Raw genomic sequence first — 26,544 nt, 5'->3', positions numbered from 1 at the left:
ATATATGGTGAGATTTTAGGTATGACCACACTTCGTTCACACACTGTCACCCATGGCCGCAATATGGCCGGCGCTCGCGCATTGTTCCGCGCAGCCGGCGTGAACGGCGCTGACCTCGGGCGCAAGCCGATTATCGCTGTCTCCAACAGCTTCACTGAATTCGTTCCAGGGCACACCCACCTGCAGCCGGTAGGCCGCATTGTCTCCGACGCCATCACTGCCGCCGGTGGCATCCCCCGCGAATTCAACACCATCGCCGTGGACGACGGCATCGCCATGGGCCACGGCGGCATGCTCTACTCGCTGCCATCGCGCGACCTCATTGCCGACTCCGTGGAATACATGGTCAATGCCCACTGTGCCGACGCGCTGATCTGCATCTCGAACTGCGACAAGATCACCCCGGGCATGCTGATGGCCGCATTGCGCCTGAACATCCCTACGGTCTTCGTCTCCGGTGGTCCCATGGAAGCCGGCCGCGCCACCCTGGTAGACGGCACCGTGCGCACCTTGGACCTGGTGGATGCCATCTCCGAGGCCGTGAACGAGAACGTATCGGATGCAGACCTGCTGCGCATCGAAGAGTCGGCCTGCCCGACCTGCGGCTCCTGCTCGGGCATGTTCACCGCCAACTCGATGAACTGCCTGACCGAGGCCATGGGCTTGTCCCTTCCGGGCAACGGCTCCACCTTGGCTACCCACACGGCCCGCAAGGACCTCTATGAAAACGCCGGCAAGCTGGTAGTCGATATCGCCAACCGCTACTACGGCGAAGACGACGAGACGGTCCTGCCACGCAGCATCGCCACCAAGAAGGCCTTCGGCAACGCCATGGCGCTGGATATCGCCATGGGCGGTTCCACCAACACCATCTTGCACCTGCTGGCCGCCGCCCGCGAGGCCGGCGTGGAATTCGGCCTCGATGAGATCGATGAAGTGTCCCGCCGTGTCCCGTGCCTGGCCAAGGTTGCACCCAACACTGCCGGCAACGGCACCATCTACTACATGGAAGATGTCCACCGTGCCGGTGGCATCCCCGCGATCCTCGGCGAGCTGCGCCGCGGCGGCCTGCTGGATGAAACCGTGCACACGGTTCACTCGGCAACCCTGGGCGAATGGCTTGATGACTGGGATATCCGCAGCGGCAAGGCCAAGGAGGAATCCTTCGACCTGTGGCACGCGGCCCCGGGCGGCGTGCGCTCCTCCACCGCCTTCTCGCAGTCCGAGCGGTGGGCGGCGCTGGACACCGATGATGCAGAAGGCTGCATCCACTCGGTTGAGAACGCCTACTCCAAGGACGGCGGCCTGGCCGTACTGCGCGGCAATATCGCCGTGGACGGTGCAGTGGTCAAGACCGCTGGCGTTGACCCTTCGATCTGGACCTTCTCCGGTCCGGCAGTGGTCTGCGAATCACAGGATGAGGCCGTCGAGAAGATCCTGAACAAGCAGGTGAAGGAAGGCGACGTAGTAGTCATCCGCTACGAAGGTCCCAAGGGCGGGCCGGGCATGCAGGAAATGCTCTACCCCACCTCGTTCCTCAAGGGTCGCGGCCTGGGCAAGGCCTGCGCACTGATCACCGATGGCCGCTTCTCCGGTGGTACCTCGGGCTTGTCCATCGGACATGTCTCCCCCGAGGCCGCTTCCGGTGGCATGATCGCCCTGGTGGAAGATGGCGATACCATCTCCATCGATATCCCTACCCGCGAGCTGACCCTGAACGTCTCTGACGAGGTCTTGGCACAGCGCCGCGAGCGCTTGATCGCGACCACCGGCTACCGCCCGAAGAGCCGCGAGCGCGTGGTCTCCCCTGCGTTGCGCGCCTACGCCGCCATGGCGTTGTCCGCTGACAAGGGTGCGGTCCGCGACGTGGACCGCGTGGAGCGTGCCATGCGCGAAGCCGATGAGCGTGAAGCCGCTGCCCAAAGCGCAGCCCAAATCTAGCCAGAAGGCTTGACCACGGCAACAGGCCCGGACCACTTATGCGAATAAGAGGTCCGGGCCTGTTCTGTTTCCAAGGCACTAGCCCCGAAGCAGCAGGGATTGTTCCCCCGCACGCCGAATGCCGGCCCTGCCCCGAAAGGCAAGACCGGCATCCAGCTGGCGCGCGGACTATGGGTTCCGGCGACGGTACCGAAGCAGGATCAATGCTCCGGCGATAATCACCATCCCTGCAGCCCCTGCCAGCCACAACGAGCCCTGGTCAAAGCCGGTTGCCGCAAGCGGTGCTGGCGGGGCAGATGGTGCTGCCGGCGCTGGCAGAGCCGGAGGAGCCGGAGGAACCGGTGGTGCCGGTGGCGCTGCCTGCGGAGCCGCGGAGCAAACTTCCACGTCCGCCGAATCCGAATTGTTCCCATCCTCGCCGGACTTCTCCGGTATAGAGGCCGTATTCGTCATCGTCTGGCACTTGCCGGCTACGCCGTCCAAGACCAGTTCGTACGTGAACTTCTTGCTCTGCGCTTCGGCCTTGACCGTGCCCAGTTCCCGCGGCTGGCCGGGATTGGTGTAGTCATCGAAGACCGTCACCATTTCATCGGTGGCCGTTGCCGCCTCGAATTCCAGCGGAGCCTTGGCACTGACCGTGCGGGTTGTCCCCTCCACGTCGGTCCAGCTGGCGTTCACCGTGTTCTCGTGGCCGGTGTAGTCGGCCTCGGCAACAGGTGTTTCGAAGGTGCAGCTGTACTTCACGGTGCGGGTTTCCCCGGCCGCAAGCTCCAGCTTCCCCTCCGCCAATCCTTCGATGGAGCAGCTGGCCCCGTCGATGGATAGCTTGTCTTCCAGGAGCACTTGCGTGTCCTTGAAGTCATTCGGATTGGCCACGGTGATCACACCGGTGACGGTGAAGTCCTGGTCTTCGTAGCCCTCCAGCATCGCCTGGACCGTGTACTTGGCCGTGGCCTGCCCGTCCGGGTCAACCTCGAACTTCGTTTCCTTCGCCTCCTTGCGGGTCGACCAGTCGTAGTCCCTGACGTACTGGGCGTCGGCGCTCTTGGCGATCATCAGGCCCTGCTCGATGCACAGTTGCAGGTCCACCGAGGATTCGTCCTTGCCGTTGCCGTCGGTACTCTCATGGACTGCCGCGGTATTGGTGTATACCGTGCAGGTTCCCGCTTCGGGTTCCAGCACCTGTTCGTATTCGAACTGCATGGGAGCTTGCGGGACGTGGACTTCTCCGAGCACCTTCGGTTCGGCGCCGGGATCCATCATGTCGTCGGTGACTCTCACCGATTCGTCCGTGACTGCATCGATCTGGAACTCGATCGGTGCTTCGGCACGCACTTCGCGGTCATCGAAGGTGGCAATCACCGTATTGGCTGCTCCTTCGAAGGCATCGGTGGTGAGCCAGCTAGCGAGGTCGCATTCATACCGGGCCCCCAAGTTCTCCCCGGCATCGAGCACGACCTGCAATCCAGCGGCCGCTTCATCGGCATCCTCCGCATCGATCCGGCAGCTGGTGCCAGCGGTATCGATCCGGTCTTCCAAGGTGGCGGTGATGGAACCGAAATCATTCGGGTTCTGCACCATCACTTCACCGGCCAGCCGCAAGTTCTGCTCAACGGCTGCGGTGTTGCGAGCCTGAACCCAGTAGTGCGCGGTGAAGGTTCCATCCCCGTTCGCGGTGAGCTTGCTCTGGTCGATCCGCTTCTCTACCTCCCATTCGTAATCCAGGTCCACCAGTCCCTGCGCGGTCTTCTGCAGGCCCAGGGCCGTCTGTCCGCAGAGGGTGACGGTGGTCGAATCCTCGGCCCCGGTCTGCTGGATCACCGCGGTGTTGGTGAACTCGGTGCAGGTGCCGGCCTGGGCCTGGTGGCGCAGGGTGTAGTCGAAGTCGACCGGGGTGCCTTCGGCATTCCAGATCGCTTCGCCCAGCACTACCGGCGACTCGGGATTGGTCTTGTCATCGATGACGGTGACCTGCTGATCGGTTTCAGCATCCAGCAGGTAGTCCACCGGTGCGGTTGACGTGGCCACCGAATCCTCGCCCCAGGTTGCCGTAACCGTGTTGCTGCCGTGCAGCTGGCCGGGAGTGCCCGAGCAACTGTAGGGCAGTTGCACCGTGGCTCCGGTTCCGTCGCTGCCCACCGGGACCGCGACTTGCAGGCCCCCGGTTTGCGGATCGGCGTCCTCGGCGTCGATGGTGCACGCGACCCCTTCGATGCTGATCTCATCGGTGATGGTGGCTACCGTCGAGGCCGACGCGAAACGGTTCGGATTCACCAGCACGATCATGCCGTGCACTTCATGGCCGGAATCCTCCGAACCGTCCGGGATGGCCGACACGGTGTAGGAGAAGTCGGCGGTGCCGTCCTCGGCGACGATGGCTTCGGTACGGCCAGCCTTCTTCTCCAGATCCCACAGGTAGGTCCGATCGAAGCTGGCTTCGGCATCCTTGGCAATCATCAGATCGAGCAAGCCGCATAGCTGCACGGTCGCCTCATCCCTCGGATCCTCCCCTGCCTGGATATCGACCCAGGCGGTGTTCGTGTAGCTCATGCATTCACCGGCCGGAGCATCATGCTCCAGCTGGTACTCGATGAGCACCGGCGAATCATCAATGTCCACGGTGCGCAGCAGCACCGGCTCCTGCGGATTCGACTGGTCATCCCAGATCTCGACCTGCCGATCGATGCGGGAATCAATGGCGAATTCGATGGGCACCTGCGTGCTCGATGCCCGGTCATCGCCCCAGCTGACCGTGGCGGTGTTGGTGCCGCCGCTATAGGAGCCCGGATCGACTCCCGCGGAGACATCGCAGCTGTAGCCGACGGTGATTGTCCCGTTGGCCGGGATGCCCACCAGCGATTCAGAGGTGGTGCAGGTGACCGCGTCCAGGTCGACCACGTCCTGGATCGTGGCGTCGATGCCCGTGTACTGGTTCGGGTTGGTGATGGTGATCTGGCCTTCCAGCACCCATCCCGAATCCTCGTACCCGGTGTTCTCCACCTTGACCACGTAGTCCACCGGTTCGCTGGCCGCCCCGTTGGTGGTGATCTCCTGGTCCTGGCCTTCGGCCAAGGACTTGTCGATCTGCCATTGGTAGGTGCGGTCGTACGCGGCTTCGACGGTCTTGCTGATCTCCAAGGCCGCCTCGCGGCAGGCTTCGGCGAGCGCATTGTCCGTCGCGGTGAAGCCGTCATCGCCGGTGAGCGTGGCGACGTTCTCGAAGACCTGGCAGGTGCCTGCCTCCTCCACGTTCCACGTCACCGAGTAGTCCCGGCTTTGCGGCCCATCGGCCACATCCACCATCCACGCCGGATCGAACTCGTGGGCGCTGTCCGTGATGGTGACCGTGTCGTTCAGCGGCGTCTGGTTCCAGTCCTGTTCCGAGATCCCCACGGTGTCCGAGTCCTGGCCGTTGGCCGTGCTCAGCGCCTGGGCGTCCCAGTCCACGGTGGCGGTGTTGCTGCCTTCGTAGTCCGGCTTGGATGCGAAGGTGCACGAGTAGGCCATCACCCATTGAGCCCCTGCGGGGATCACCGTCTGGAAGCCGGCTTGCTCGGCGGACATGTCAGCCACCGCATCGCCGCGCACCCCGGTGATCGTGCAGGCCACGTCCCCGCCGACATCGGCGAAGTCCTGCACCGTGACCGGCGCGTCCTGCCAGTCGTTCGGGTTAGCCAGCGTGATTTCTCCGCTCATCGCCCAATTGCCGTCCTCGTGGCCTTCGGGGGTCACGGTGATCCGGTAGTTCGCGGTGGCTTCGCCGGTATTCGGGTTGGCTGCCAGCGGTTGCCCGGAGAGCAGTTCCTTGTCCAGCGACCACAGGTAGGAGCGGTCGAAAGAGGTCACGACGTTCTTGGCGATATCCAGATCTGCGCCGGCGCACACCGTGGTGCTGGCCGAAGCCGTGTTCTCCTCGCCCTCGCCGGTGGCCTCATCGAGCACCGCGGTGTTGGTGTACCCGGTGCAGGTTCCGGCCACGCCCTGCAGTTCCAGGTCGTATTCGAAGGCCTTCGGCGATTCCCCGGCCATCGCGGTGCCCAGCACCACTTCCTGGCCTTCAACGGTTTGGTCATCGGTGATGGCGACTTCGCCGTCGGTCAGAAGGGTCTGCTCGAACCCGAAATCGACGTCCGTTTCTGCCTGGCGCTCCTGGCCCCAGGCTACGGTTGCGGTGTTCGTGTACTGGGCGGTGATGTCGGTGTCCGCCGGGACCTGGCAGTTGTAGCCCAGGGTGGTGCTTTCCCCGTCACCGAGCACGAGCTGGAAACCGCCGGCGCTTTCATCCGCATCGGTGCCCTCGATGGTGCAGCTGGCCGACGGGATGGAGAGCACATCGGTGACCGTGGCCACCAGGTCCCCGACTTGCGTGTTCGGGTTGCTGATGGTGATGGTTCCGGACACCTGCTTCGCGCTGTCCTGCGCTTCGCCGGCGGTGGCCACTACCGTGTAGTGCGCGGTAACCGTGCCGTTGCCGGCGACCGTGAATCCGCTGCGGTCCACCTGCTTGTGAAGCGACCAGTCGTAGTCGCGTGCGTAGCTGGCGTCCACGTCCTTGGTGATAACCAGATTCTTCTGGTCGCAGATGCCCACGTCCTGCGAGTCCTCGATGTCCTCGCCGGCCAGATCCACCCACGCGGTATTCGTGAAGACCAGGCATTCATCGCGCGGCACTTCGTAGGTGATCTCGTAGCTGAAGCTCTGCGGGGCGTCGGCGTAGTGGACCGTGCCCAGTAGTACCGGGTCCCCGGAAGGATCAGCCTGGTCATCCCAGACGCCAACGGATTCATCGGTGCTCTCATCCAGGGTGAAGTCGATGGGTACCGGCTGGCTCTCAGCCTGCAGCCCATCACCCCAGGTGACCACCGCCGTGTTGGTGTGGCCGGTGTAATCGGCCTCCGCCACGGCCGATGCATCGCAGTCGTAGTCCACGGTGATCGAGCCGCTGCGCGGCACCACCTGCTGCATGCCTTCCATTCCCGGATTCGAGTCCTCGGCCATGATGGTGCAGGCGGCCGAGAAGGTATTCTCGTCGCTGATCGTCACTTCGAGGTCTTCGAATTCGTTGGGATTGGCCACGGTAATGGATCCGGAAAGCTGCTGCCCCGAATCCTCGTGGCCGGTGTTGTCCACCAGCACCGTGTAGTGAACGGTAGCGGTACCGTCTTCCTCGACCACGGCATCTGGCGACTGGCCCTCGGCCAGTTGCTTGTCGATGCTCCACAAGTAGGTGCGGTCATAGGAGGCCGTCACGTCCTTGGTGACGGTCAGCCCTGCCTGGCGGCACGCTTCGACTTGGGCGTCATCGCTCTTGACCAGCTGGTTGCTGCCGGTGATCGTGGCGGTGTTCATGAAGCTCTGGCACTTGCCGGCCTCCTCCACCGTCCAGGTGTATTCATAGGTCCTGGTCTGCGGGCCATCGGAGTAATTGATGGTCCAGGCCGGATCGAATTCATGCAGCGGGTCGGTCACGGTCACCGTCTGGTTCAGTGGTGTCTGCGTCCAGTCGCCTGCATCCACCGGGACAACTTCGGTGGCGCTGCCCGAAGCGGTGGAGGCCTCGCTGGAGGACCACGTCACTTCGGCGGTGTTGCTGCCCTCGTAGTTCGGCTGCGATCCGAAGGTGCAGCTGTAGCTGAAGGTCAGCGTTTGGGAGGCATCCAGTGTTGCCTGGAAGCCCGGTACTGCCGGATCGGCGTCCATCGTGTCCGGTTCGCCGGCAATGCCGACCACCTGGCAGGTTGCGTCCCCGCCCACATCGACCTGGTCGGTGACGGTCACGTCAATGGCTTGCCAGTCATTGGGGTTGGATACCGTGATGGTTCCGCTCATGGCCCAGTCGCTGTCCGAATAGCTTTCGGGAGTGACCGTGACGGAGTATTCCGCGGTGAATTCGCCGGTTTCCGGATCCGCGGTGAATGGCTGCTCGCCTACTGCGTCCTTGGCGATGCTCCAGTCGTAGCTGCGGTTGAAGCTGGAAACGACCAGTTTCTCGATGGCCAGGTCCTGGCCGATGCAGATTTCCACGGTGGCATTGTCGGTCAGCGTTTCACCGTCGTCTGCGGCGAGGCTGGCGATGTTCTGGTAGTCGGTGCATTCTCCGAGCACGCCGTCCCACTCGATGGTGTATGCGAAGGTCTTCGGGCTGTCTCCGGCTGCAACGGTGTTACCGCCGGCGATGCCCGAAAGGTCGATTTCGCTATCGGTGACGGTGACTTCCTCGTCGGTCACCGTTGGCGAGACGGACGCGAAATCGTAGTCGGCCGAGGCGCTGGCTTGGCCATCGGTGCCATAGTAGGCCTCCGGGTCCCAGGTTGCGCTGACCGTGTTGGTGCCGGCGCTGGCGGCACTGGTTCCCTCGGGCAGGTCGCATTCATAGGTGAAGGAATTCTCGCCGGGCTGGATGGTCACCGGATTGGCGATCGGCGATCCGCCAGCGGAGATGACGCAATTGGCGCCATCGAGCTGGTCGGCCAGCGTGATCCCGGACATCTCCGTATCGTTCGGGTTCACCACGGTAATGGTGCCGGAGAGCTGGAAGTTGCTGTCCTGGGCCTCGCTGGCGGTGGCGACCACGTTGTAGTCGACGTCCACTCCGGTGGCCGTGGCCTTCACTGTGGTTTGCTGGCCCTGGGCCAGCGACTTGTCCAGATCCCAGTCGTAGTCGCGGTCATAGGATGCCTGCACATCCTTGTGGACCGTGAGCTCGTCGTAGGTGGTCTTCGTGTTGGTGAAGGTGCAGGTGACTTCATCGTTGTCGCCCAGTTTGAAAGTGATGGCCGAACCGCTGCGGCTGGCGGCGGCGCCGGTGCAGGCGATCGAGGATAGATTCCATCCAGCTGGCAAGTCCTCTTCGGTGATGGTGATCGTAGCTGGCGCCACGGTGTAGGTGACGCTCTGCGGCAAGCTCGCGCCGGTATCGGAATCGGCACTGTCATCGAGGTTGAATGATGTCGAGTCGCCGAAGCGGTCCTCGGCGAGGGTGAAGTCGAAATCCGTGCCGTCGGCAGGAACCGCGTCTTTGATGACGGTTACGGAACCGGCTTGGACCGCACCGGCCTGGATCTGGTTGTCGCGTTGTCCAATGGACTTGCAATTCAACGACGAGATCAGGACGTGGTACGGCGATCCGTTGATTGAGGAAGCACCGGTGCCCGGGCCGTGATCCAGCTCCGAGGCGATATGCGCATCGAAGTAGAGGGTGACGCTTGACTCGTCGCCTTCTTCTCCGTCGACCATCAATGTGATGAAGACGGTGTCGACGCGGTCGTTCCCGGCGCCTTCATCGACAGTCCAGCCGGTGATGTCCGCACCGTCCACTGTCTCGTTGAGCAAATAGTCATAGGCCCATTTGCCGGCCTGCTTGACCTGGTACTTGATGACCAGCTCGTTTTCTCCGGCGGGCAATGTCATTTCCAGGCGCTGGTGGACCACACCGCCCTCATAGAGCCCGTTGTGGACATTGCCGTTGGCGTAGGCGGGCATCTCATCGGACTTCTGCATGAAGGTGTCGACCGAGCCATCTCCTTCGTTGTACTCGCAAATCCGCGGAGCACCTGGCTCAAGGGCTGCGGCCGTGATCGGCTCGCGGGCCGCTGTCGAGGACCCGATAGAATCTTCCGATTCCGAAACTTCGGCCTTCGGCTGCGCAAGTTCCGGTGAAGCCTTGTCCACTGGCTTCTTCTCTGTCTTGGGCGCAGCTGATTCCACAGGTTGCGCTTCGGGTGCCGGCTGCGTGGTTTCCACAGCTTTTGGCTTTTCTGGCTTCTGAGTTGCCGGTGCCGGTGCAGGGGCGGACTCGGGTTCAGCCGCTGCTTCTTCCTCTGGCGCCGAGGTCTTGGCACTGTCTTCTGCTTCAGCAGCTGGCTGTTCTTCGCCCGTGTCAGCCGTGGACGATTCGTCGGCTTCGGCCTTGGTTTCATCGGCCGAGCCGGTGGCCAGGACCGATTCAGAGTTCTCCGGTTCAGTCCCCTGCTGTGTGGCTTCGACTTCTTCCCCAACAGAAGTTTCGGCAGCAACTGCCATGCCCGGAATGGTCATGACAAAGCACAAGGAAATTGACGAAATTATCGCCAAGCATGCTTTTAATAATCTATTTAAAGCTGTTTTACGGCGCAAATTTGGCACAAAAGTGCCACGCCTTTGATGCCTAGACATTTCTCCCCCATACAAGAATGTCCTGAGTGGATCGCGCGGCGTGCAGGAGCGATCCACCCGAAAAAGAGCGAGCTATAGTAAGGCTTTGACCTCAGATAATGAAAGCCTGGCCCATGATTCAGCCACCCCATGTGGCTCAACTGCTCAGGATAAGTTCCCCAATGCATCTAAAGATGCGAAATGAATGCGAGTGTTTCAATTCGTCTTTAAATCCCCCAATTCAAGACAACGATATGCCGACATCCTACGCCGGCATTCGGCTTTGTGCCAGCAAATGGAAGGAAATAAATTTGGCTGAAAATGAAGCAATCGGTGCACTTCTTTCTCTATGGATTAAACGTGCTTGTCATCTGCCAAATTCACGATCCAGGCCCTAGCGGACAGCAATGAAGGTCGATGCGCTGCGACAGCGGCTTTGGCACCGCCCGCTCGACCGCGGCACCCGAGAAGCTTGGCAGAAACCGGACTGGAACAATCCTGCCGACCCCGGGGCCAGTACAGAAGCAATGGCACTACGCCTCGGGCGCTCCGCATCCACCGAAGAGCTCCGTGGCATCGAGTCCCGGAGGCGGCTCCGCTCCCCCCTGGAACGTCGAGAAGATTCACTACGACCTTCAACTACTAATTTGAGTACCCGGTCTGACCTGCAAAGTAAAAATAAATCTCAATCTGATAAAGGTTGCGTGTTTTCTCCGTTTGAGCTTGGTAGTTGCTGAACACTTTGGTAATCATTGAATGGTGAAAAGAGCAACCCTATGAGCCAACGACGCGCGTTCCGTCGCATATTCCTTCCCGCTGCATGGCTAGTTATCGGCGCCTTGATCGCCGTCAGCCTCGTGAAACTCGCGTTTGCCGGCGGCACTGCCGGCGCCGACGATGACCTGTTCCCCACCGGAGAGATCCCGGCCGAGACCATCTTTGCCGAGAAAGCCACGGTGGAGAACAAGCTGTCCATTCCCGGAACCATTAAGCTCACCGAATCGAAAGAGCTGAATGCGCCCGTGGACGGCGTTGTCAATTGGGCTTTCGTCAAGCCAGGCGACAATGTCGCCCTCGGCGATCGGATCTTCCAGGTCCGCGCCGAATCCCAGCCAGAGAGCGTTGAGACCACCGACTCGGATAGTGAAGGTTCACAAGACGAGCAGCAACCGCAGGAAGCTGCACCAGTGGTGAAGTACCACGACGTCTATGCAACGGCCACGGGCAAGGTCGGCGCTTTCCAGATCGAGGTTGGCGATGACGTCACCAAGGGCACGGCACTCGGCGCGATCCAACCCCAGGAATTCTTGGCCGCCGGTTCGATCGATCCGCTGGACCGCTACCGGTTGCTCGATGAAAGCCTCGAAGCAACGATCACCATTGACGGCGGACCGGAGCCATTCACCTGCAAGGACCTGTCTGTCGGTGACAACGCTTCGAAGAAAACCAGCGCCGGCTCCGCAGACCAGGACATGGAATCGCAGATGGATCCAATGGCGTCCGGAGAATCCACGGAGAGCTCTTCGGGCAGCGAGATTTCTTGTGCCGTACCTGCAGACATCGTGGTTTTCGACGGCCTGAGCATGAACATGGAAATTGATGCAGGCACCGCCGAGGACGTCTTGACCGTGCCGGTATCGGCTGTTCGCGGCCTGGTTGGCCAGGGCGCGGTGTGGAAGCTGGATGAAAACGGCAAGGAAATCCGCACCGAGGTAGAGCTTGGCGTGACCGACGGAAAGGTCATCGAGGTGATTTCAGGACTGAAAGATGAGACGGAAATTCTCCGCTTCGTCCCAGGATCCACCCCGGCACCTGAAGAAATGATGGATATGGAGTCCTACTCAGATGAGTGGTGAGCCATTGCTGAAGCTCGAGAATGTCACGCGCAGCGTCCTGCTGCCGGATGACAGCGAGCTGCATATCCTCAACGGGATTGATCTCACGGTGTCCGAAGGCGATCACATTGCCATTGTCGGCCGTTCGGGTACCGGCAAGTCCACGCTGCTGAATATCCTCGGCTTGCTTGATCGGCCCACCAGCGGCAGCCTGCTGTGGCGAGGCAAGGATGCGACCCGGCTGAGCGCCAAACAGGCAGCGCATGCTCGCGGACGCGACCTCGGATTCGTTTTCCAGCAGTTCAACCTCCTGCCCGGACGCACTGCCCTGGAAAATGTCATGGCTCCGCTGATGTATGCCAGCGGCCGGGACTTCTGGAATCGGCGCAAGCTGGCAGGCGAGGCGCTGGAACGCGTAGGCCTGGGCAGTCGCCTGGACTCCATGCCCCAGACCCTCTCGGGCGGCGAGCAGCAGCGTGTGGCCATTGCCCGCGCACTGGTCCGGCGCCCGCGCGTGGTTCTGGCCGATGAGCCAACCGGCGCATTGGATGTCAGCACCGGGCGCGCGGTCATGGACCTGTTGGATGCTGCCACGGTCGATTCGGGCGCAGCGCTGATCACCATTACGCACGATAGCAACGTGGCGGCACTGGCCCGTGAACAGTTCCGCCTGGACGGCGGGCGGCTGCATCCGCTCAGTGAGGTCGTGGTCCCATGAATACCCTCACACGCTTAGGCACCGGCTTCGCGGCCGCATTGCTTGAGGCCTGGCAGGAACTGCGCATCCATAAATTGCGTGTCCTGCTCTCCTTGATCGGCGTCACCATCGCCGTGGCTTCATTGACCACCGCACTGGCCGGTGCTGGCATGGCACGCCAGATGATGACCGAAAGCCTCGAACGCGACGGCCGCCCGGCCATGATCACCACCTATGCCTACGATCCCCGTTCGGATGGCGGTCCCCAAGGCGGCGGACCAGTCGCCCAGGCCTTCGAAAAGACCAGCGAGCGCTTCAAGGTCGACTACACCAGCATGATCGGCCGGAACTATGGCCAGCGGATCGCATCGCAGGGCATGGCCCTTGATGCGGAGGTCCTGGTAGTCGAACCGGACTACGCCCCGATGCACCGGCTGGTCATGGCCGATGGGCGTTGGCTGGAAGCCGAGGACGCGCAGAATCTTTCACCAGCAGTGGTGGTGGACCAGAACGTCATCAAGGAATTGGGGCTGGAAGGCCAGCAGCTGCCGCTCACTGTCGATTTGATGAGCAACGGCAACGCCGTGTCCGTCACGGTCATCGGCACCTCCAGCGCCCGGTCCTTCGGCATGTCCGGCCAGCTGTGGATGCTGCCGGCCACCTATGAGCACTGGTTCGCGGGCCAAACCCCGCTGGATGAAGTTTCCTACAAGATGTGGGTGCCCATCGAGGGGTCCGAGGAGCTGGCCATGCACTTTGGCCAGCAGCTGCAGGCGGAGCTTCCGGGCTTCACAGTCGAGTCGCACCGCGAGGATTATCTGATGTGGGGTGCTGATGAGAGCTTGAAGATGTTGACCATGGTGGTTGCCGGGATCGCAATCATCATCTTGCTGCTTGGTTCCCTGAGTCTGCTCAATGTTGCCATGGTGACCATGAAGCAGCGTATCCGCGAAGTGGGTATCCGACGCAGCTTCGGTGCAACAACCGGACGCGTATTCTTCTCGGTGATGATGGAAAGTGTCGTGGCCACGGCCGTAGCAGGTGGCATTGGCGTGCTCATCTCCGTTGCCTTGGTCTCCAACGAGAATCTGCTGAATATGGTGATGGCTACCGAGCTGGATCAAATGCCGGCATTCCCTATCGGTGCGGCCCTACTTGGCATGGGAGTTTCCATCGCCGTAGGCGCACTGACCGGTGTGCTTCCCGCGCTGGTGGCAGCCCGAGTCAAGATTGTGGATGCTATTCGCGTCTAATATGCAGATGCCGCTAAGGCGCTGGAACGGAATCATGGCTTCCGCTCCAGCGCCTTCTGCGTACCCCCGGTGAGTCGGCAAATTGACTGCGGTAGCCGAGGACCGATGAGAAGGCCTCCGTCGCCGAGGTCTCAAATCAAGAGGTTCTTCTCCAGCTCAGAGGCCGCGAACTGTGTTGAGCTGATCTGTTTATCCCTTGTTCACGGCAGTGAGGGATTCGTCGCTGGGCGATGCGCCTCCGGACGCGCGTTTTCTATCCTTCTTCCTCTTTCCATCCTCCGTCTTCATCCAAGCAATCAGCCCGAAAGTAGTGACAGCAGCGATGCCGATCCAAATAGTTCCCCAAAGCGTGGATAACTGGATCCCCAGACCTCCGGTAACGGTGAAAATCAGTGTGGCCGGCAGGAATATAAACGCAAAAATATTCACACGGTGACTGAACTTCTCACGCTTAACCGCCTCTTCGCGCAGTTGTTCGGCCCGTTCGCGATTCACTTGCTCTTCTTCGGCGCGCTGGTTGGCTTCCAGATAATCCATGATGGATTTCTGCTCGATCAGTGAATGCTTGATCCGTTCTTCCAGCATGCGCACGTTCTGCATGGCTTGCAGCACCCGAGTTGCAGATTCACGTCCGGGTATCTCCTGCAACCAGCGCTTACCGTGGAACTCGATAAACCTTTTTTGAATGTCCTTGTATCGCTTAAGCGAAGCAGCGGAATCCTCAAGGTTTCCGGTTGCCGCTAGATTGGCCAGGTGTCCGGCGCGCTGGGTCAGGAATTCATCTTGCTGCATCGTCAAGACCGCCAAATCGACGAAGACTGAATGCGCTAAGGCCACCGTATGCCCAGTCTCTGCAATCCAGTGTTCAGGATCGCCATCCGGACGGGACTGGGCAACAATCCCCATCCCCCGATCACTGCACCAACCAATTGACGGGCCAAGGGAGACTTGGGCTTTGCTAACTCCGAGGTCGGACCAGTCGCTCAAAGTTGGCTTAGGCGTGGCGGTTTGAGCAATGCTCAGTGCATGCGCCCAGCGCACTGCAGGGTTGTCCATCGCGCTCGGTCCGTGCCAGTGTTTTTGGCACTGAGGAATCTTGTCTTGCGGAATAAAAGTGGAGATCGTATAGATGTTCCCCCACGGATCCTGCTTGTCTTTTGATTGCAGAGCGCCGCCATTATTCAGTTCTACTGCCAAGCCTGCTGAACGCAAGGCGTTGTTTACACCCGCTCGCAAGTCCTTGCCATCGATGTTTGTGCCCGGCAGTAGCCCAGCACGAGTCGGCCGGTGCAGCGCAGAGGTCACCCAACCGGGGGTTTGCAATGCCTCTGCCGAAAGCTTCAGGTGCAAGGCGACGTATTCAGCGTTGCCGGCTCCTGTTTCCGCCTCACTACGAGAACGTGAAATTCCAGCGATCTGAATGCCTGCGCCCGTGAGCTTGCTGATTTCCTGCTGCTTTTCGAATGCAAACGTGGGAGCACCCGATAGTGCTTGCTTCGCGTCGGCAGTCATGGCCAGGAAATGAGGTCCGACCGAAGTCTTGTCGAACCAGCTTTTTGATGCTTTATGCAGATTTCCCGCGTCGTTTTGGAGAAACTCAGAGGTTTCGCTTTGCAGATCTTTGCAGAACATCTTCCACGTGATGTCTGCGGCATTCGACGGAACCCACCACAAGTTTCCATCAGGTTCCGTGATCGAAGATGCCGGAACTCTGGCGACCAACGCCACGGATCCCCACATCCAGCTATTTGCGTGGACCTCGGTAGGGTGCGACGGCAGGGTCGAATCAATCACGCCTGCGTTTTGACCTGAAGACATCTTTTTCCTTGCGCTCTCATCTCAGCGAGTTTCGGATATTAAATACACTCCCCATAAATACAGGCTATCTACAATTAGTCAGCATGAAGGAGGAAGCAACGGAATATTTCTCATGAACAATCCATGACTCCACTTGCCCTCCCCCTCAGTGAATTGGCCGATTTCCATGATCGGCAGAAAAGAGTCTCTCGTAGCCCGGCTTAGGTTCGCGAGCGTTCTTGCCCATGGCAGCCACTTAAGGAATCCGGCATCAGATCGACTGGCTAGCCAGAATTCCAGCTATCGATTGTGTGCTGCAGTACATCCGCTCCGGCACCCCGCAATTGCTCATTTCGAAACATTCCCGCTCCCGGAGAATTCCCCGTGATCCTGCGGGTTTCCAGGCCTGCACGGTAATCATTTCCAAAGATTTCCAAAGCCCGCTTGACACCGATTGAGATTCGGCGCACACTGATCGTATACGATTTGATGTACGAGATGATGTTCGATGAAAGCAGGCCGATCAACGGTGAGCAATATTGTCCCAGTAACCGAAGAGACCTTCGCGCAGGCAGGCAAGATCCTGGCCGTACACCTTAGCTACTCCTCGCGTGCAGCGCAGCGCGGACGCACCCCGAAGTTCCCCAGCTACTTCATGAAGGCCACCAGCTCGCTGGCCGCCAGCGGTTCCACCGTGGAACGCCCTGCTGGCACCGAGCTGCTCGCCTTCGAGGGCGAGATCGCGCTGATCATCGGCAAGACCGCTCGCCGCGTCTCGGTAGACGAAGCCTGGGGCTACGTCGGACAGGTCACCGCATCGAACGACCTCGGCGTGCACGACATGAAGTACGCGGACAAGGGCTCGAACATCCGCTCCAAGTCCGGCGACGGCTACACCCCGGTGGGTCCCAACGCCCTGGATGCTGCCACCTTGGATCCTGCCAAGCTGCGCGTGCAGACCTGGGTCAATGGCAAGCTCGCCCAGGACGCCGACACCTCCGAGCTGCTCTTCTCCTTCGCAACCATCATCGCCGACCTGTCCCAGCAGATGACCCTGCAGCCAGGTGACATGATCCTCACCGGCACCCCGGCCGGCTCCACCGTCTTCTTCCCCGGCGACGTTGTCGAGGTCGAGGTCACCGACCTGGTCTCCGGCGCCACGACCGGCAAGCTGGAAACCACCGCCGTCGAGGGCACTGCGGCCTTCGCCGCTTTCGGCAACCAGCCAAAGGTCACCGACAAGGACAAGGAAGATGCCTACGGCGATCGCGAGACCGCCGGCATGGCCCCGATCATCACCGGCAAGGACGTGTTGACCGACAAGGTCCGCGAGCAGCTGGCTTCGGTGGCTACCGCCACCTTGTCCGCCACCTTGCGCAAGCGCGGCCTGAACAACGTGAACATCGAAGTCCCCGGTGCCACCAAGGGCATGCAGCGCGTGATCGGCACCGCCCGCACCCTGCGCTACATCCCCAACCGCGAGGACCTGTTCAAGGCCCACGGCGGCGGCTACAACATGCAGAAGCAGTCCATCGACTCGCTCAATGACGGCGAGATCCTGGTCATGGAAGCCCGCGGCGAGACCGGCTCGGCCACCCTGGGCGACATCCTGGCCCTGCGCTCCCAGCAGCTCGGCGCTGCCGGCATCATCTCCGATGGCGGCGTACGGGACCTGGACGCCGTGTCCAACCTGCAGATCCCGGTCTTCTACAACGGCGCCCACCCGGCGGTTCTCGGCCGCAAGCACGTGGCCTGGGACAAGGACATCACCGTGGCCTGCGGCGGCGTATCGGTGCAGCCAGGCGATGTGATCGTGGCCGACTCCGATGGCATCGTGGTCATCCCGCCAGCGATGGTGGCCGAGGTGGCCGCTGAAGCCGCGGTGACCGAATCCAATGACGAATTCATCTTCGCCATGGTCCAGCGCGGCCACGGCATCGAGGGCCTGTTCCCGATGAATGATGCGTGGAAGAGCAAGTACAACGCCTGGAAGGACGCAGGCAGCCCGGATCTGGACTCATGGTCGCTGTAATGACCGCCTCCAAGTCCGAAGCCGCCTACCAGCTGGTTTCCGAGCGCATCGTCAACGGGGCATACTCCCCCGGCTACCGGCTGGTGCTGGGCACCATTGCCGATGAGCTGGGTTGCTCCGTGGTTCCGGTGCGCGAGGCGATCCGCCGGCTGGAGGCCGAGGGCCTGGTGCACTTCACCCGCAACGTCGGGGCGACGGTGGCCCACGTGGATTCCACCCTGTACCTGCACACCATGCAGACCCTGATGGTCATCGAGCCGGCCGCTACCGCGCTGGCTGCCGATGCCATGGATGCCGCCTGGCTTGCCAAGGCGCGGGCGCTGAACGAGAACATGCGCCAGTGCCTGGCGGATTTCGATCCGGTGGCCTTCACCCGGATGAATACCGAATTCCACCAGCTGCTCTACGGGCAGTGCCCCAATCCGCACATCCTGGACCTGGTCCAGCGCGGATGGCGCCGGCTGGCGGCCATGCGGGCCAGCAGCTTCACCCACATTCCCAACCGGGCTCGCGCTTCGGTTCAGGAACATGAGGCGCTGCTGGATCTGATCGGCAACCACGCCACCCCGGCGCAGATCGAAGCTGCCTGCCGGGACCACCGCTCGAATACGCTCAACGCCTATTTGAAAGCGGCCGGCATGGCGCCTAGCGCCATCTAGCCAGCAGCACCGAGAACTTTCATAGATTTGCCACAACCCATCCGGTGAAAACACCGGAACAGCACGAAAGGAACTGCCATGAGCAAGCACTTCGTACCGGAAAACCTTCCGACCCACCTGCAGCACTACATCAACGGCGAATTCGTTGACTCCATTGGCGGAGCAACCTTCGACGTGCAGGAACCGGTAAGCAACACCAACTACGCCACCGTGGCTTCGGCACAGCCCGAAGACGTGGACCTGGCAGTTGCCGCCGCCAACAAGGCCTTCAAGGAAGGCCCTTGGGCCAAGATGCTGCCACGCGAGCGTTCCCGCGTGCTGCACAAGATCGCTGACATCGTCGAATCCCGCGACGAAGAGCTCTCGCTGCTCGAGTCCTACGACTCCGGCCTGCCGATCACCCAGGCCAAGGGCCAGGCCCGCCGCGCCGCGGAGAACTTCCGCTTCTTTGCCGACCTGATCGTCGCGCAGGTGGATAACTCCTTCCGCGTCCCAGGACGCCAGATGAACTACGTGAACCGCAAGCCCATTGGCGTCGCCGCGCTGATCACCCCGTGGAACGTTCCGTTCATGCAGGAATCCTGGAAGCTGGCTCCGGCCATCGCCACCGGCAACTCGGTGGTCCTCAAGCCTGCCAGCTACACCCCGCTCTCCGCTGGCCTGTGGCCAGAAATCTTCCGCGAAGCCGGCCTGCCAGAGGGCGTCTTCAACCTGATCTTCGGTTCCGGCGGCGTCGCCGGCGACTACCTGGTCAAGCACCCGGATGTGCCGCTGGTGTCCTTCACCGGCGACTCCTCCACCGGCGCCACCATCTCCACCGCGGCTGCGCCATTCTTCAAGGGCCTCTCCCTGGAGCTGGGCGGAAAGTCCCCTGCAGTGGTCTTCGCCGATGCTGATCTGGAAGCGGCCCTGGACGCCACCGTCTTCGGCGTGTTCTCGCTGAATGGCGAGCGTTGCACCGCCGGATCCCGCGTGCTGGTCCAGCGCGATATCTACGATGATTTCGTAGCCAAGTTCGCAGAACGCGCCAAGAACATCCGCGTTGGCCTGCCGAGCGACCCGAAGACCGAAGTCGGTGCACTGGTGCACCCTAACCACTTCGAGAAGGTCATGGGCTACATCGAGATCGGCAAGACCGAAGGCCGCTTGCTGGCCGGCGGCGGCCGCGCCGAAGGCTTCGAAGAGGGCAACTACGTTGCTCCGACCGTCTTCGCCGATGTTGCCCCGGATGCGCAGATCTTCCAGGACGAGATCTTCGGCCCGGTTGTTGCCATCACCCCGTTCGACACCGACGAGGAAGCACTGGAACTGGCCAACAACACCAAGTACGGCCTGGCAGCCTACGTGTGGACTTCCAACCTGAAGCGCGCGCACAACTTCGCGCACCAGATCGATTCGGGCATGGTGTGGCTGAACTCCAACAACGTCCGCGACCTGCGCACCCCATTCGGCGGCGTGAAGGCTTCGGGCCTGGGCCGCGAAGGCGGCTACCGCTCGGTGGACTTCTACACCACCCAGCAGTCCATCCAGATCACCCTGAACGAAGCGCACTCCCCTAAGTTCGGCGTCTAGGAAGCACGCGCTTCCCGCCCCTAGTTTTTCTTGCTTGCAAAGGAGCAAATCATGAGCAAAGAGATCGCAAACCCGATCCCAACCCCTTCGGTTCCAGCACCGGATATCCTGCGCTGCGCCTACGCTGAACTGGTCGTCACCGACCTGGAGCGCTCGCGCAAGTTCTACGTGGACGTACTGGGCCTGCACGTGTCCTACGAAGACGAGAACCAGATCTACCTGCGTTCCTTCGAGGAATTCATCCACCACAACCTGGTGCTGACCAAGGGCCCGGTAGCAGCACTGAAGGCCATGGCTTTCCGTGTGCGCAGCGCCGAAGAGGTCGACAAGGCCGAGGCCTACTACAAGGAATTGGGCTGCCGCACCGAGCGCCGCAAGGAAGGCTTCGTCAAGGGCATCGGCGATGCACTGCGCGTCGAGGATCCACTGGGCTTCCCGTACGAGTTCTTCTTCGAGACCACCCACGTTGAGCGCCTGCACATGCGCTACGACCTGTACTCGGCCGGCGAACTGGTCCGCCTGGACCACTTCAACCAGGTCACCCCGGACGTGCCGCGCGGCCGCGCCTACCTCGAGGACCTGGGCTTCCGCGTCACCGAGGACATCCAGGACGACGAAGGCACCACCTACGCAGCCTGGATGCACCGCAAGGGCACCGTGCACGACACCGCTTTGACCGGCGGCAACGGCCCGCGCCTGCACCACGTGGCCTTCTCCACCCACGAGAAGCACAACATCATCCAGATCTGCGACAAGATGGGCGCACTGCGCATCTCGGACCGCATCGAGCGCGGCCCCGGCCGCCACGGCGTCTCCAACGCGTTCTACCTGTACATCCTGGATCCAGATGACCACCGCATCGAGATCTACACCCAGGATTACTACACCGGCGATCCGGACAATCCGACCATCACCTGGAACGTGCACGACAACCAGCGCCGCGACTGGTGGGGCAACCCGGTTGTTCCATCGTGGTACACCGAAGCTTCCAAGGTCCTGGATTTGGATGGCAACGTGCAGGAAGTCATCGAGCGCACCGATGACTCCGAGCTGGAAGTCACCATTGGCGCCGACGGCTTCTCCTTCACCCGTGCCGGTGACGAAGACGGCTCGTACCATGGCCAGGCTTCCAAGGGCTTCAAGCTGGGCAACCAGCTCTAAGCCTGGCAAGCTCTTCTAGACCCAGAGCTTGGCAGCTTCCCTGAGCTGCAACACAAGAATCCCGGGGCATCAGCGAATTTTTTCGCCGATGCCCCGGGATTCTGCTTTTGCTGGCCGCGCTAATTCCTAGTCCATCGGCGAGACCCTGATCAGGTTGCCATCTGGATCCGCGGCAACAAAGGTCCTGCCAAAGACTTCGTCGTAAGGTTCTTTCACAATGCGCACTCCCTTGGCGGACCATTGGCGGCAAGTTGCGTCAACGTCACCGCCGGAGCCGGGGACCATCAAACCCACCTCGCTGGTGCGCGGGGTTTCCGGGACCGCATCTTCATTCTTGCCGGACCACACAGCGAAACTCACCTGCTCGCTGAGGGCGAATGCCACATAGCGCGGCGAGACGAAGACGGGATCCATATCGAACAAATCGCCATAGAATTCGGCAGCTTTCCGGGCATCTTTGACATAAACGAGGAACAGGTTCGGGCGGGGCATCGGGGACTCCTGGGATCAATGAATTAGTGGACATTAGCAGTCCACCAGAAAATCACGACAGAACATGTCTTCTTTTCTGGGATACTTGGAGGTCATGAAAGCTTCCAGGCTGTTGCACCTGCTCTTGCTGTTGCAGACTCGTCAGCGCATCAGCTCCTCGGAACTGTCCCAGACGCTGGAGGTCTCGCGACGGACCATCCTGCGCGATGTCGAAGCGCTGTCCATGGCTGGCGTCCCTGTCTACGCCGAGCGCGGGCGCCACGGAGGAATCGCCTTGCTGCCGGGCTCCCGATTGAATCTCGCCCATCTGGAGCCGCCGGAGCTGGAAGCCTTGTCCGTGGCGGGGCTCGATGAACGGCATTTGGAACTTCTGGGCTTGCGGGACGCACATGCTACGGCGGCGCGCAAGGTCGCGCTGAAGCAGGACGCAGCTCCAGCGGCCCATCCCCGGGCTACGTTGGCCGATATTGTCATGGTGGATAGTTCTGCCTGGCTGTCGGGCCGGAGGCTGCTGGTCGATATCGCGGATCTGGCAACCGCGTTGCGGCTTCGGCGCCAGCTGCGCATTAAGTATCGGCGCAGTACCGAGGCGCACCCAGCGTTCCTGCTCGTGGATCCCTACGGACTCGTGGCCAAGTCCGGTCGCTGGTATCTCGTCGCCGAACAGCAAGGTGAGCAGCGGATGTTCTCGTTGGAGCGGCTCTACTCATTCGAAATCCTGCAGGCGCCGGCAAACTTGCAGGTCGATGCCACCCTGCGCACGGTGTGGCTCTCGCTCAAGGAACGCACAGAGGCACCCGGGGACGTGATGATCACGGCCCGCCTGCGTGCAACTCGACTGGATTTGGCCCGGCGAATCTTGGGCGAGCGTCTCCGGGACGTGGACGCAGCCGAAGGAGGGTGGTACCCGATCACTATCGTATTCCGGCAAATCCAAGACGTGCGCCAACTGCTCCAATTTGCCGACCATATCCACGTAACTGGTCCCCCAGCGGCACGTGACATGATTCGCGCGCTGGCCACCGATCTGGTTTCGCGCCATCAGGATCCATCCGCCGCACCGGTGCCCCGAGAGCCGGATCGTTCGTGATCGTCGCGAGCGCGCAAAGGCCGGCAACCGCTGCGGTTGCCGGCCTTGTGCTTCCTGCGCTGCTTCACCAGTGGCGGGGTCAGCGCACCGCCCGGAAACGGAAGGCGGAGCCCAGCGCCGCGATGCTCACGATGGCCAGCACCGCGAGGTAGTAGCCCGGGGCAATCGGCTGGCCAGTGGCCTCGATCAGGAAAGCGCAAATCATCGGGGTGAATCCGCCGAAAATCGCCACAGAGGTGTTGTAGCTGAAGGACAGGCCCGTGGCCCGCGAGGAATCGCTGAAGACATCAGCCATCACCGACGGCAGCGCACCGAAGTACAAAGCCTTGAGCAATCCCAGGATGACCATTACGACCGCGAGGACCAGGAAGGTCTTGCCCGCAATCAACCAGAGGAACAGCGGGATGGTCAGCAGCATGATCGCCAGGGCGGCGGGAATCATGATGCGCAATCGTCCGAAGCGGTCCGAAAGGTGGCCCACCACTGGCGTGGCGAAGGTCAAGATCGCCCCGGAGATAATCAGCGAGGAGAAGGAAACGGTAGGGCTCATGCCCAATTGGCTGATGCCGAAAGTCGGCATGTACTGCAGCACGAAGTTCAGCGCTGTCGAAATAGCCAGCGCTCCGCCGGCGATGAGCACCGAGGCCTTGTTCGAGCGGAACAGCTCGCGCACCGGGGCATGCACCGCGTTCTTGGCGCTGTGCCGATCCCCCGGGGCCGCTTCGGGCAGCGGCGCTTCATCGACGTGGCGACGGATCCACCAGCCGGCAGGGCCCACCAGCAGACCGATGAAGAACGGTATGCGCCAGGCCCAGTCGTTCATCTGCTCCGTCGTGAAGATACTGGTCAAAGCGACCACCGTGATGGCAGCCATCATCGCGCCCAGGCCTTGGCTTGCGAACTGGAAGCTGCCCAGGAATCCCTTGCGCCCCTTGTCCTGCGCCAAGAGGTACGAGGTGGCGGCACCGAACTCGCCACCGGCGGAGAAGCCCTGGATGAGCCGCCCCAGGATGAGCCCCAGCGGAGCGAAGATGCCGATGGTGTCGTAGCCCGGCAGCAGTGCAATGATCGCCGTACCCACTACCATCAGCCTGATAGTGAGGATCAACCCCTTTTTCAAGCCCTTGCGGTCCGCGTAGGATCCGAGTACAAGTCCACCTAGAGGGCGGATCAGGTAGGAGATACCGAAGACCGCGAAAGCCTGGATGACCTCTACTGCCGGATTTTCCGAGGGGAAGAAGTTGTGGCCGATATAGATTGCCAACAGCGCATAGATGGCCATGTCGTACCACTCCAGCGCATTGCCAATGGTGGCTGCGGCGATACCGCGAGCGGTGGACTGGCGTCGGGCCGGCGCTGTCTGGTCTTTAACTGGTAATTGCTGATTTTCCATGCTGGAGTCCTAGATCTTCTCGCTGCTAGCCGCTACCGTGCGCGGCAAGGTCGTGTTCGTTGCCAGGTCATGGAAGAGCCCGCACATCATTTTCAGTCCTTGGCGCAGCACCGGCTCCAGGGCGTGCTCGTTGGGCCCGTGCTGCTGGCACCCCGGATAGGAATGCGGGACCCACAAGGTCGGCAGGCCAAGCGTCGATTCGAAGACCGCATTGGGCAGCGAACCGCCGATATTGGGCAAGACCACCGCGGGCACGCCGGTGCTCCGCTGGATGGACTCGCTGGCCCAGCGCACCCAAGGGTTGTCGGGGTTGGTCCTGCTGGCCGGGAAGCACTGTCCCATGGCCAGCTGCACCATCGGGTAGCCGGCCTCGTCCAGTGCCCGCCGGATCGCCGCTTCCAGCCCCGCCAGATCCGTTCCAACGACGAAGCGCAGTTGCAGGACCGCCCGGGCCTCACCCGGGATGGCATTGACCGGCCGGGCGACGTCGGCCGATTGCAGGGCGATCACCTCCAGGGTATTCCAGGCGTAGAGCCGTTCTGCCGCGCTCAGCCTGGTGTCGCCCCAGCCGTCGGCCAATTGCGGGTCCTGCGCTCCTCCGCCCACCTGCACCGATTGGAGCGCTTGGCGCACCGAGTCGGGCAGTTCGTCGGGAAGCAGCCCTGGTACTTGGATACGCCCATGCCCATCGACCAGTGCACCGATCGCGCCAGCCAGCGTGGTTGCGGGGTTGCGCAGCAGGCCGCCCCAATTCCCTGAATGATAGCCGCCCGCGCGCAGCGGAATGCTGAGTTCGAAGGTCGCCCCACCCCGTGCGCCAAGGAATATCGTGGGTTCCTGGGCTGACAATCTGGGGCCGTCGGAGGCGATGAAGAGATCTGCGGCGAGTTCTTCGCGGTGCGCCGCGGCGTATTCATCCAGCTGCGGGGACCCGATTTCCTCGCCGGCTTCGAACAGGAAGACCGCGTTGAATCCCAATTCCCCGCGCTGGGCCAGCAGCATCTCGAAGGCCTTGAGGTTCACCAGGTGCTGGCCCTTGTTATCCGCCGCGCCGCGTCCGTACCAGCGCTCGCCTTGGGCATCCAGCACGAAAGGATCGCGCCCCTGCTCCCATTGCCCCGCTTGGCCGTCAACCACATCGGCATGCCCGTAGCACAGCACCGTAGTGTAATCCCGATGTTCTGTGCGAACCGCGCGCAGGAAAGAATTGCCCGATCCCCGCCAGTCCAGATCAAGCCGCACAGTAAAGCCCATGCCTTCGAGCCTCGATCGTAAGTTCTTATCCAGATATGAGTTCGTTGCAACCCTCTGGCTGGGGTCGGTGCTGACCGTCGGGCAGGCAACCAGCTCGGACAAGTCCTCGAACAGCTCCCCCGAGTCGACATACTTGTCCGCAGCTACTAGCAAATCTTCTCTATTCGGCATGATTTCTCCCCGCTCGGCGTGTTGTACTGTAGATCACATTAGGAGATGGGCGCGACGGGAACCAGTGCCGTTTCGTGCATCAGGTTTGAGTTAAATGCAAAATGCTAATCGAACGGGAACAAGAGAATGCAAACATTGCCAACGGCGCTGCGCTACTTCCATGAGGTGGCTAGCACGGGATCTATTTCCGATGCCGCCGAATCGCAACATGTTTCCGCGTCGGCGATCAGCCGGCAGATCAGCCAGCTCGAACGCCACGTCGGCGCGGCAATTTTCCGCCGCCATGCCCGCGGCATGGAATTGACCGATGCCGGGGTGCTGCTGCTGGCCCATACCCGCCGCATGCTCTCCGAAGGCGAGCAACTGGCTCAGGATCTGAGCGAGCTCTCCTCGGGGGCTTCACGAGTCATCGAGGTGGCCAGCTCGGAAGGACTTGCTGCCTCCGTGACTCCTCGCGCCGTCTCCGCGTTCTGCAAGGAACATCCCGAGGTGACGGTTCACCTGAGCGTCTTGCCCTCGGCCGAGGCCACCAGGCAGGTTATCGAAGGCACTGCGGATCTCGCGACGATCTTTGCCTTGGGCCCGCAGCGCCATGTAACCGTCGAGCATTCCTGCCCAGCTCCGGCTTATGCCGTGGTTTGCGCCGACCACCCCCTGGCTGAGCGGACGCAGCTGTCGCTGGCCGAGCTCTGCGAGTACCCGATGTCCATGCCGGCCAAGGGCATCACCCAGCGCGAGCTTTTTGACATCGCCACCTCCATGGCCGGACTCACGCCGAAGATCGCGCTAACTACCGATCACATCAATCCGGCCATGGAGTTCGCGCGTTCCGGCGCGGGGGTGACCTTGCTCAGCCGCTTCGCTCGTCGCGATGGGCTGAGCCAAGGGCTGAGGTTCATCCCGATTGACCATCCGGCTCTGGCCGAACGCAGCGCACAGATCCTCACCATGCCGCGACGCCGGCAACCAGCCTTGGTCAGTGCGCTGATCCAGCAGATCACGGCCCTGATGCAGGAATACTGATCAGGGAAGAAGGCGGCCTCGCCGCAGGGGCCGGCATGGGA

15 protein-coding genes are annotated in these 26,544 nt (G+C 61.7%); 10 read left to right on the top strand and 5 right to left on the bottom strand.

Translation table 11 applies throughout. The features are described 5' to 3' along the window. Positions 1 to 21: 21 nt before the first annotated feature. Positions 22 to 1,941, top strand: coding sequence for a dihydroxy-acid dehydratase (ilvD, locus tag AAZQ98_RS15325; protein WP_434693472.1), 1,920 nt, complete (start codon positions 22 to 24; stop codon positions 1,939 to 1,941). Positions 1,942 to 2,109: 168 nt separating this feature from the next. On the opposite strand, the gene AAZQ98_RS15320 is transcribed toward ilvD, so the two are convergent. After that, complete coding sequence (locus tag AAZQ98_RS15320; RefSeq protein ID WP_434693471.1) at positions 2,110 to 9,963, bottom strand: prealbumin-like fold domain-containing protein; 7,854 nt, start codon at positions 9,961 to 9,963, stop codon at positions 2,110 to 2,112. An 887-nt stretch (positions 9,964 to 10,850) separates the two neighbouring features. On the opposite strand from AAZQ98_RS15320, the gene AAZQ98_RS15315 reads away from it, so the two are divergent. The 3 genes from AAZQ98_RS15315 to AAZQ98_RS15305 are packed head-to-tail and all read left to right on the top strand — an operon-like array spanning position 10,851 to position 13,859. Beyond that, positions 10,851 to 11,930, top strand: a complete 1,080-nt coding sequence (locus AAZQ98_RS15315; RefSeq protein WP_434693468.1) for an efflux RND transporter periplasmic adaptor subunit — start codon at positions 10,851 to 10,853, stop codon at positions 11,928 to 11,930. Then, the gene (locus AAZQ98_RS15310; protein ID WP_434693465.1) at positions 11,920 to 12,627 is read left to right on the top strand and encodes an ABC transporter ATP-binding protein; all 708 of its coding nucleotides are present in this window, start codon (positions 11,920 to 11,922) and stop codon (positions 12,625 to 12,627) included. The genes AAZQ98_RS15315 and AAZQ98_RS15310 overlap by 11 nt, the downstream gene beginning before the upstream one ends. Then, the gene (locus AAZQ98_RS15305) at positions 12,624 to 13,859 is read left to right on the top strand and encodes an ABC transporter permease (RefSeq protein ID WP_434693462.1); all 1,236 of its coding nucleotides are present in this window, start codon (positions 12,624 to 12,626) and stop codon (positions 13,857 to 13,859) included. The genes AAZQ98_RS15310 and AAZQ98_RS15305 overlap by 4 nt, the downstream gene beginning before the upstream one ends. Positions 13,860 to 14,048: 189 nt before the next feature. On the opposite strand, the gene AAZQ98_RS15300 is transcribed toward AAZQ98_RS15305, so the two are convergent. After that, positions 14,049 to 15,677 carry a hypothetical protein gene (locus tag AAZQ98_RS15300; protein ID WP_434693459.1) on the bottom strand — a complete coding sequence of 543 codons (1,629 nt, stop codon included), beginning with the start codon at positions 15,675 to 15,677 and terminating at the stop codon, positions 14,049 to 14,051. Positions 15,678 to 16,164: 487 nt separating this feature from the next. On the opposite strand from AAZQ98_RS15300, the gene AAZQ98_RS15295 reads away from it, so the two are divergent. From AAZQ98_RS15295 to hpaD, 4 genes are all read left to right on the top strand, one after another. Further along, positions 16,165 to 17,688: a fumarylacetoacetate hydrolase family protein gene (locus AAZQ98_RS15295; RefSeq protein WP_181148971.1), complete on the top strand. Its 1,524-nt coding sequence runs from the start codon at positions 16,165 to 16,167 to the stop codon at positions 17,686 to 17,688. Then, positions 17,688 to 18,347, top strand: a complete 660-nt coding sequence (locus AAZQ98_RS15290; RefSeq protein ID WP_332488680.1) for a GntR family transcriptional regulator — start codon at positions 17,688 to 17,690, stop codon at positions 18,345 to 18,347. Before AAZQ98_RS15295 ends, AAZQ98_RS15290 begins: the two co-directional genes overlap by 1 nt. 78 nt (positions 18,348 to 18,425) lie before the next feature. Beyond that, positions 18,426 to 19,919 carry a 5-carboxymethyl-2-hydroxymuconate semialdehyde dehydrogenase gene (hpaE, locus tag AAZQ98_RS15285; protein WP_105658032.1) on the top strand — a complete coding sequence of 498 codons (1,494 nt, stop codon included), beginning with the start codon at positions 18,426 to 18,428 and terminating at the stop codon, positions 19,917 to 19,919. 63 nt (positions 19,920 to 19,982) lie between these two features. Continuing rightward, positions 19,983 to 21,080 carry a 3,4-dihydroxyphenylacetate 2,3-dioxygenase gene (gene hpaD, locus AAZQ98_RS15280; RefSeq protein ID WP_105661547.1) on the top strand — a complete coding sequence of 366 codons (1,098 nt, stop codon included), beginning with the start codon at positions 19,983 to 19,985 and terminating at the stop codon, positions 21,078 to 21,080. 126 nt (positions 21,081 to 21,206) lie between these two features. On the opposite strand, the gene AAZQ98_RS15275 is transcribed toward hpaD, so the two are convergent. Beyond that, positions 21,207 to 21,572 carry a VOC family protein gene (locus tag AAZQ98_RS15275; RefSeq protein WP_133834730.1) on the bottom strand — a complete coding sequence of 122 codons (366 nt, stop codon included), beginning with the start codon at positions 21,570 to 21,572 and terminating at the stop codon, positions 21,207 to 21,209. Positions 21,573 to 21,666: 94 nt separating this feature from the next. Between AAZQ98_RS15275 and AAZQ98_RS15270 the strand changes: the two genes are divergently transcribed. Continuing rightward, on the top strand, positions 21,667 to 22,662 hold the full coding sequence (locus AAZQ98_RS15270; RefSeq protein WP_434693456.1) for a helix-turn-helix transcriptional regulator: 996 nt from the start codon (positions 21,667 to 21,669) through the stop codon (positions 22,660 to 22,662). 79 nt (positions 22,663 to 22,741) lie between these two features. Here AAZQ98_RS15270 and AAZQ98_RS15265 read toward each other — a convergent pair whose 3' ends face one another. Together AAZQ98_RS15265 and AAZQ98_RS15260 are read right to left on the bottom strand one after the other, a co-directional pair. Further along, positions 22,742 to 24,055: an MFS transporter gene (locus AAZQ98_RS15265; protein WP_434693453.1), complete on the bottom strand. Its 1,314-nt coding sequence runs from the start codon at positions 24,053 to 24,055 to the stop codon at positions 22,742 to 22,744. 9 nt (positions 24,056 to 24,064) lie between these two features. After that, on the bottom strand, positions 24,065 to 25,480 hold the full coding sequence (locus AAZQ98_RS15260; protein WP_105658028.1) for a M20 family metallopeptidase: 1,416 nt from the start codon (positions 25,478 to 25,480) through the stop codon (positions 24,065 to 24,067). Between the two features lie 126 nt (positions 25,481 to 25,606). Here AAZQ98_RS15260 and AAZQ98_RS15255 point away from each other — a divergent pair, with 126 nt between their 5' ends. Beyond that, on the top strand, positions 25,607 to 26,503 hold the full coding sequence (locus tag AAZQ98_RS15255) for a LysR family transcriptional regulator (RefSeq protein ID WP_105658027.1): 897 nt from the start codon (positions 25,607 to 25,609) through the stop codon (positions 26,501 to 26,503). The last annotated feature ends 41 nt before the right edge of the window (positions 26,504 to 26,544 follow it).

The sequence above is a fragment of the Glutamicibacter sp. Je.9.36 genome, assembly GCF_051129975.1.
GTDB lineage: Bacteria > Actinomycetota > Actinomycetes > Actinomycetales > Micrococcaceae > Glutamicibacter.
Note: the sequence above shows the minus strand (reverse complement) of the source record. Positions and strands in the feature narration are given on the sequence as shown.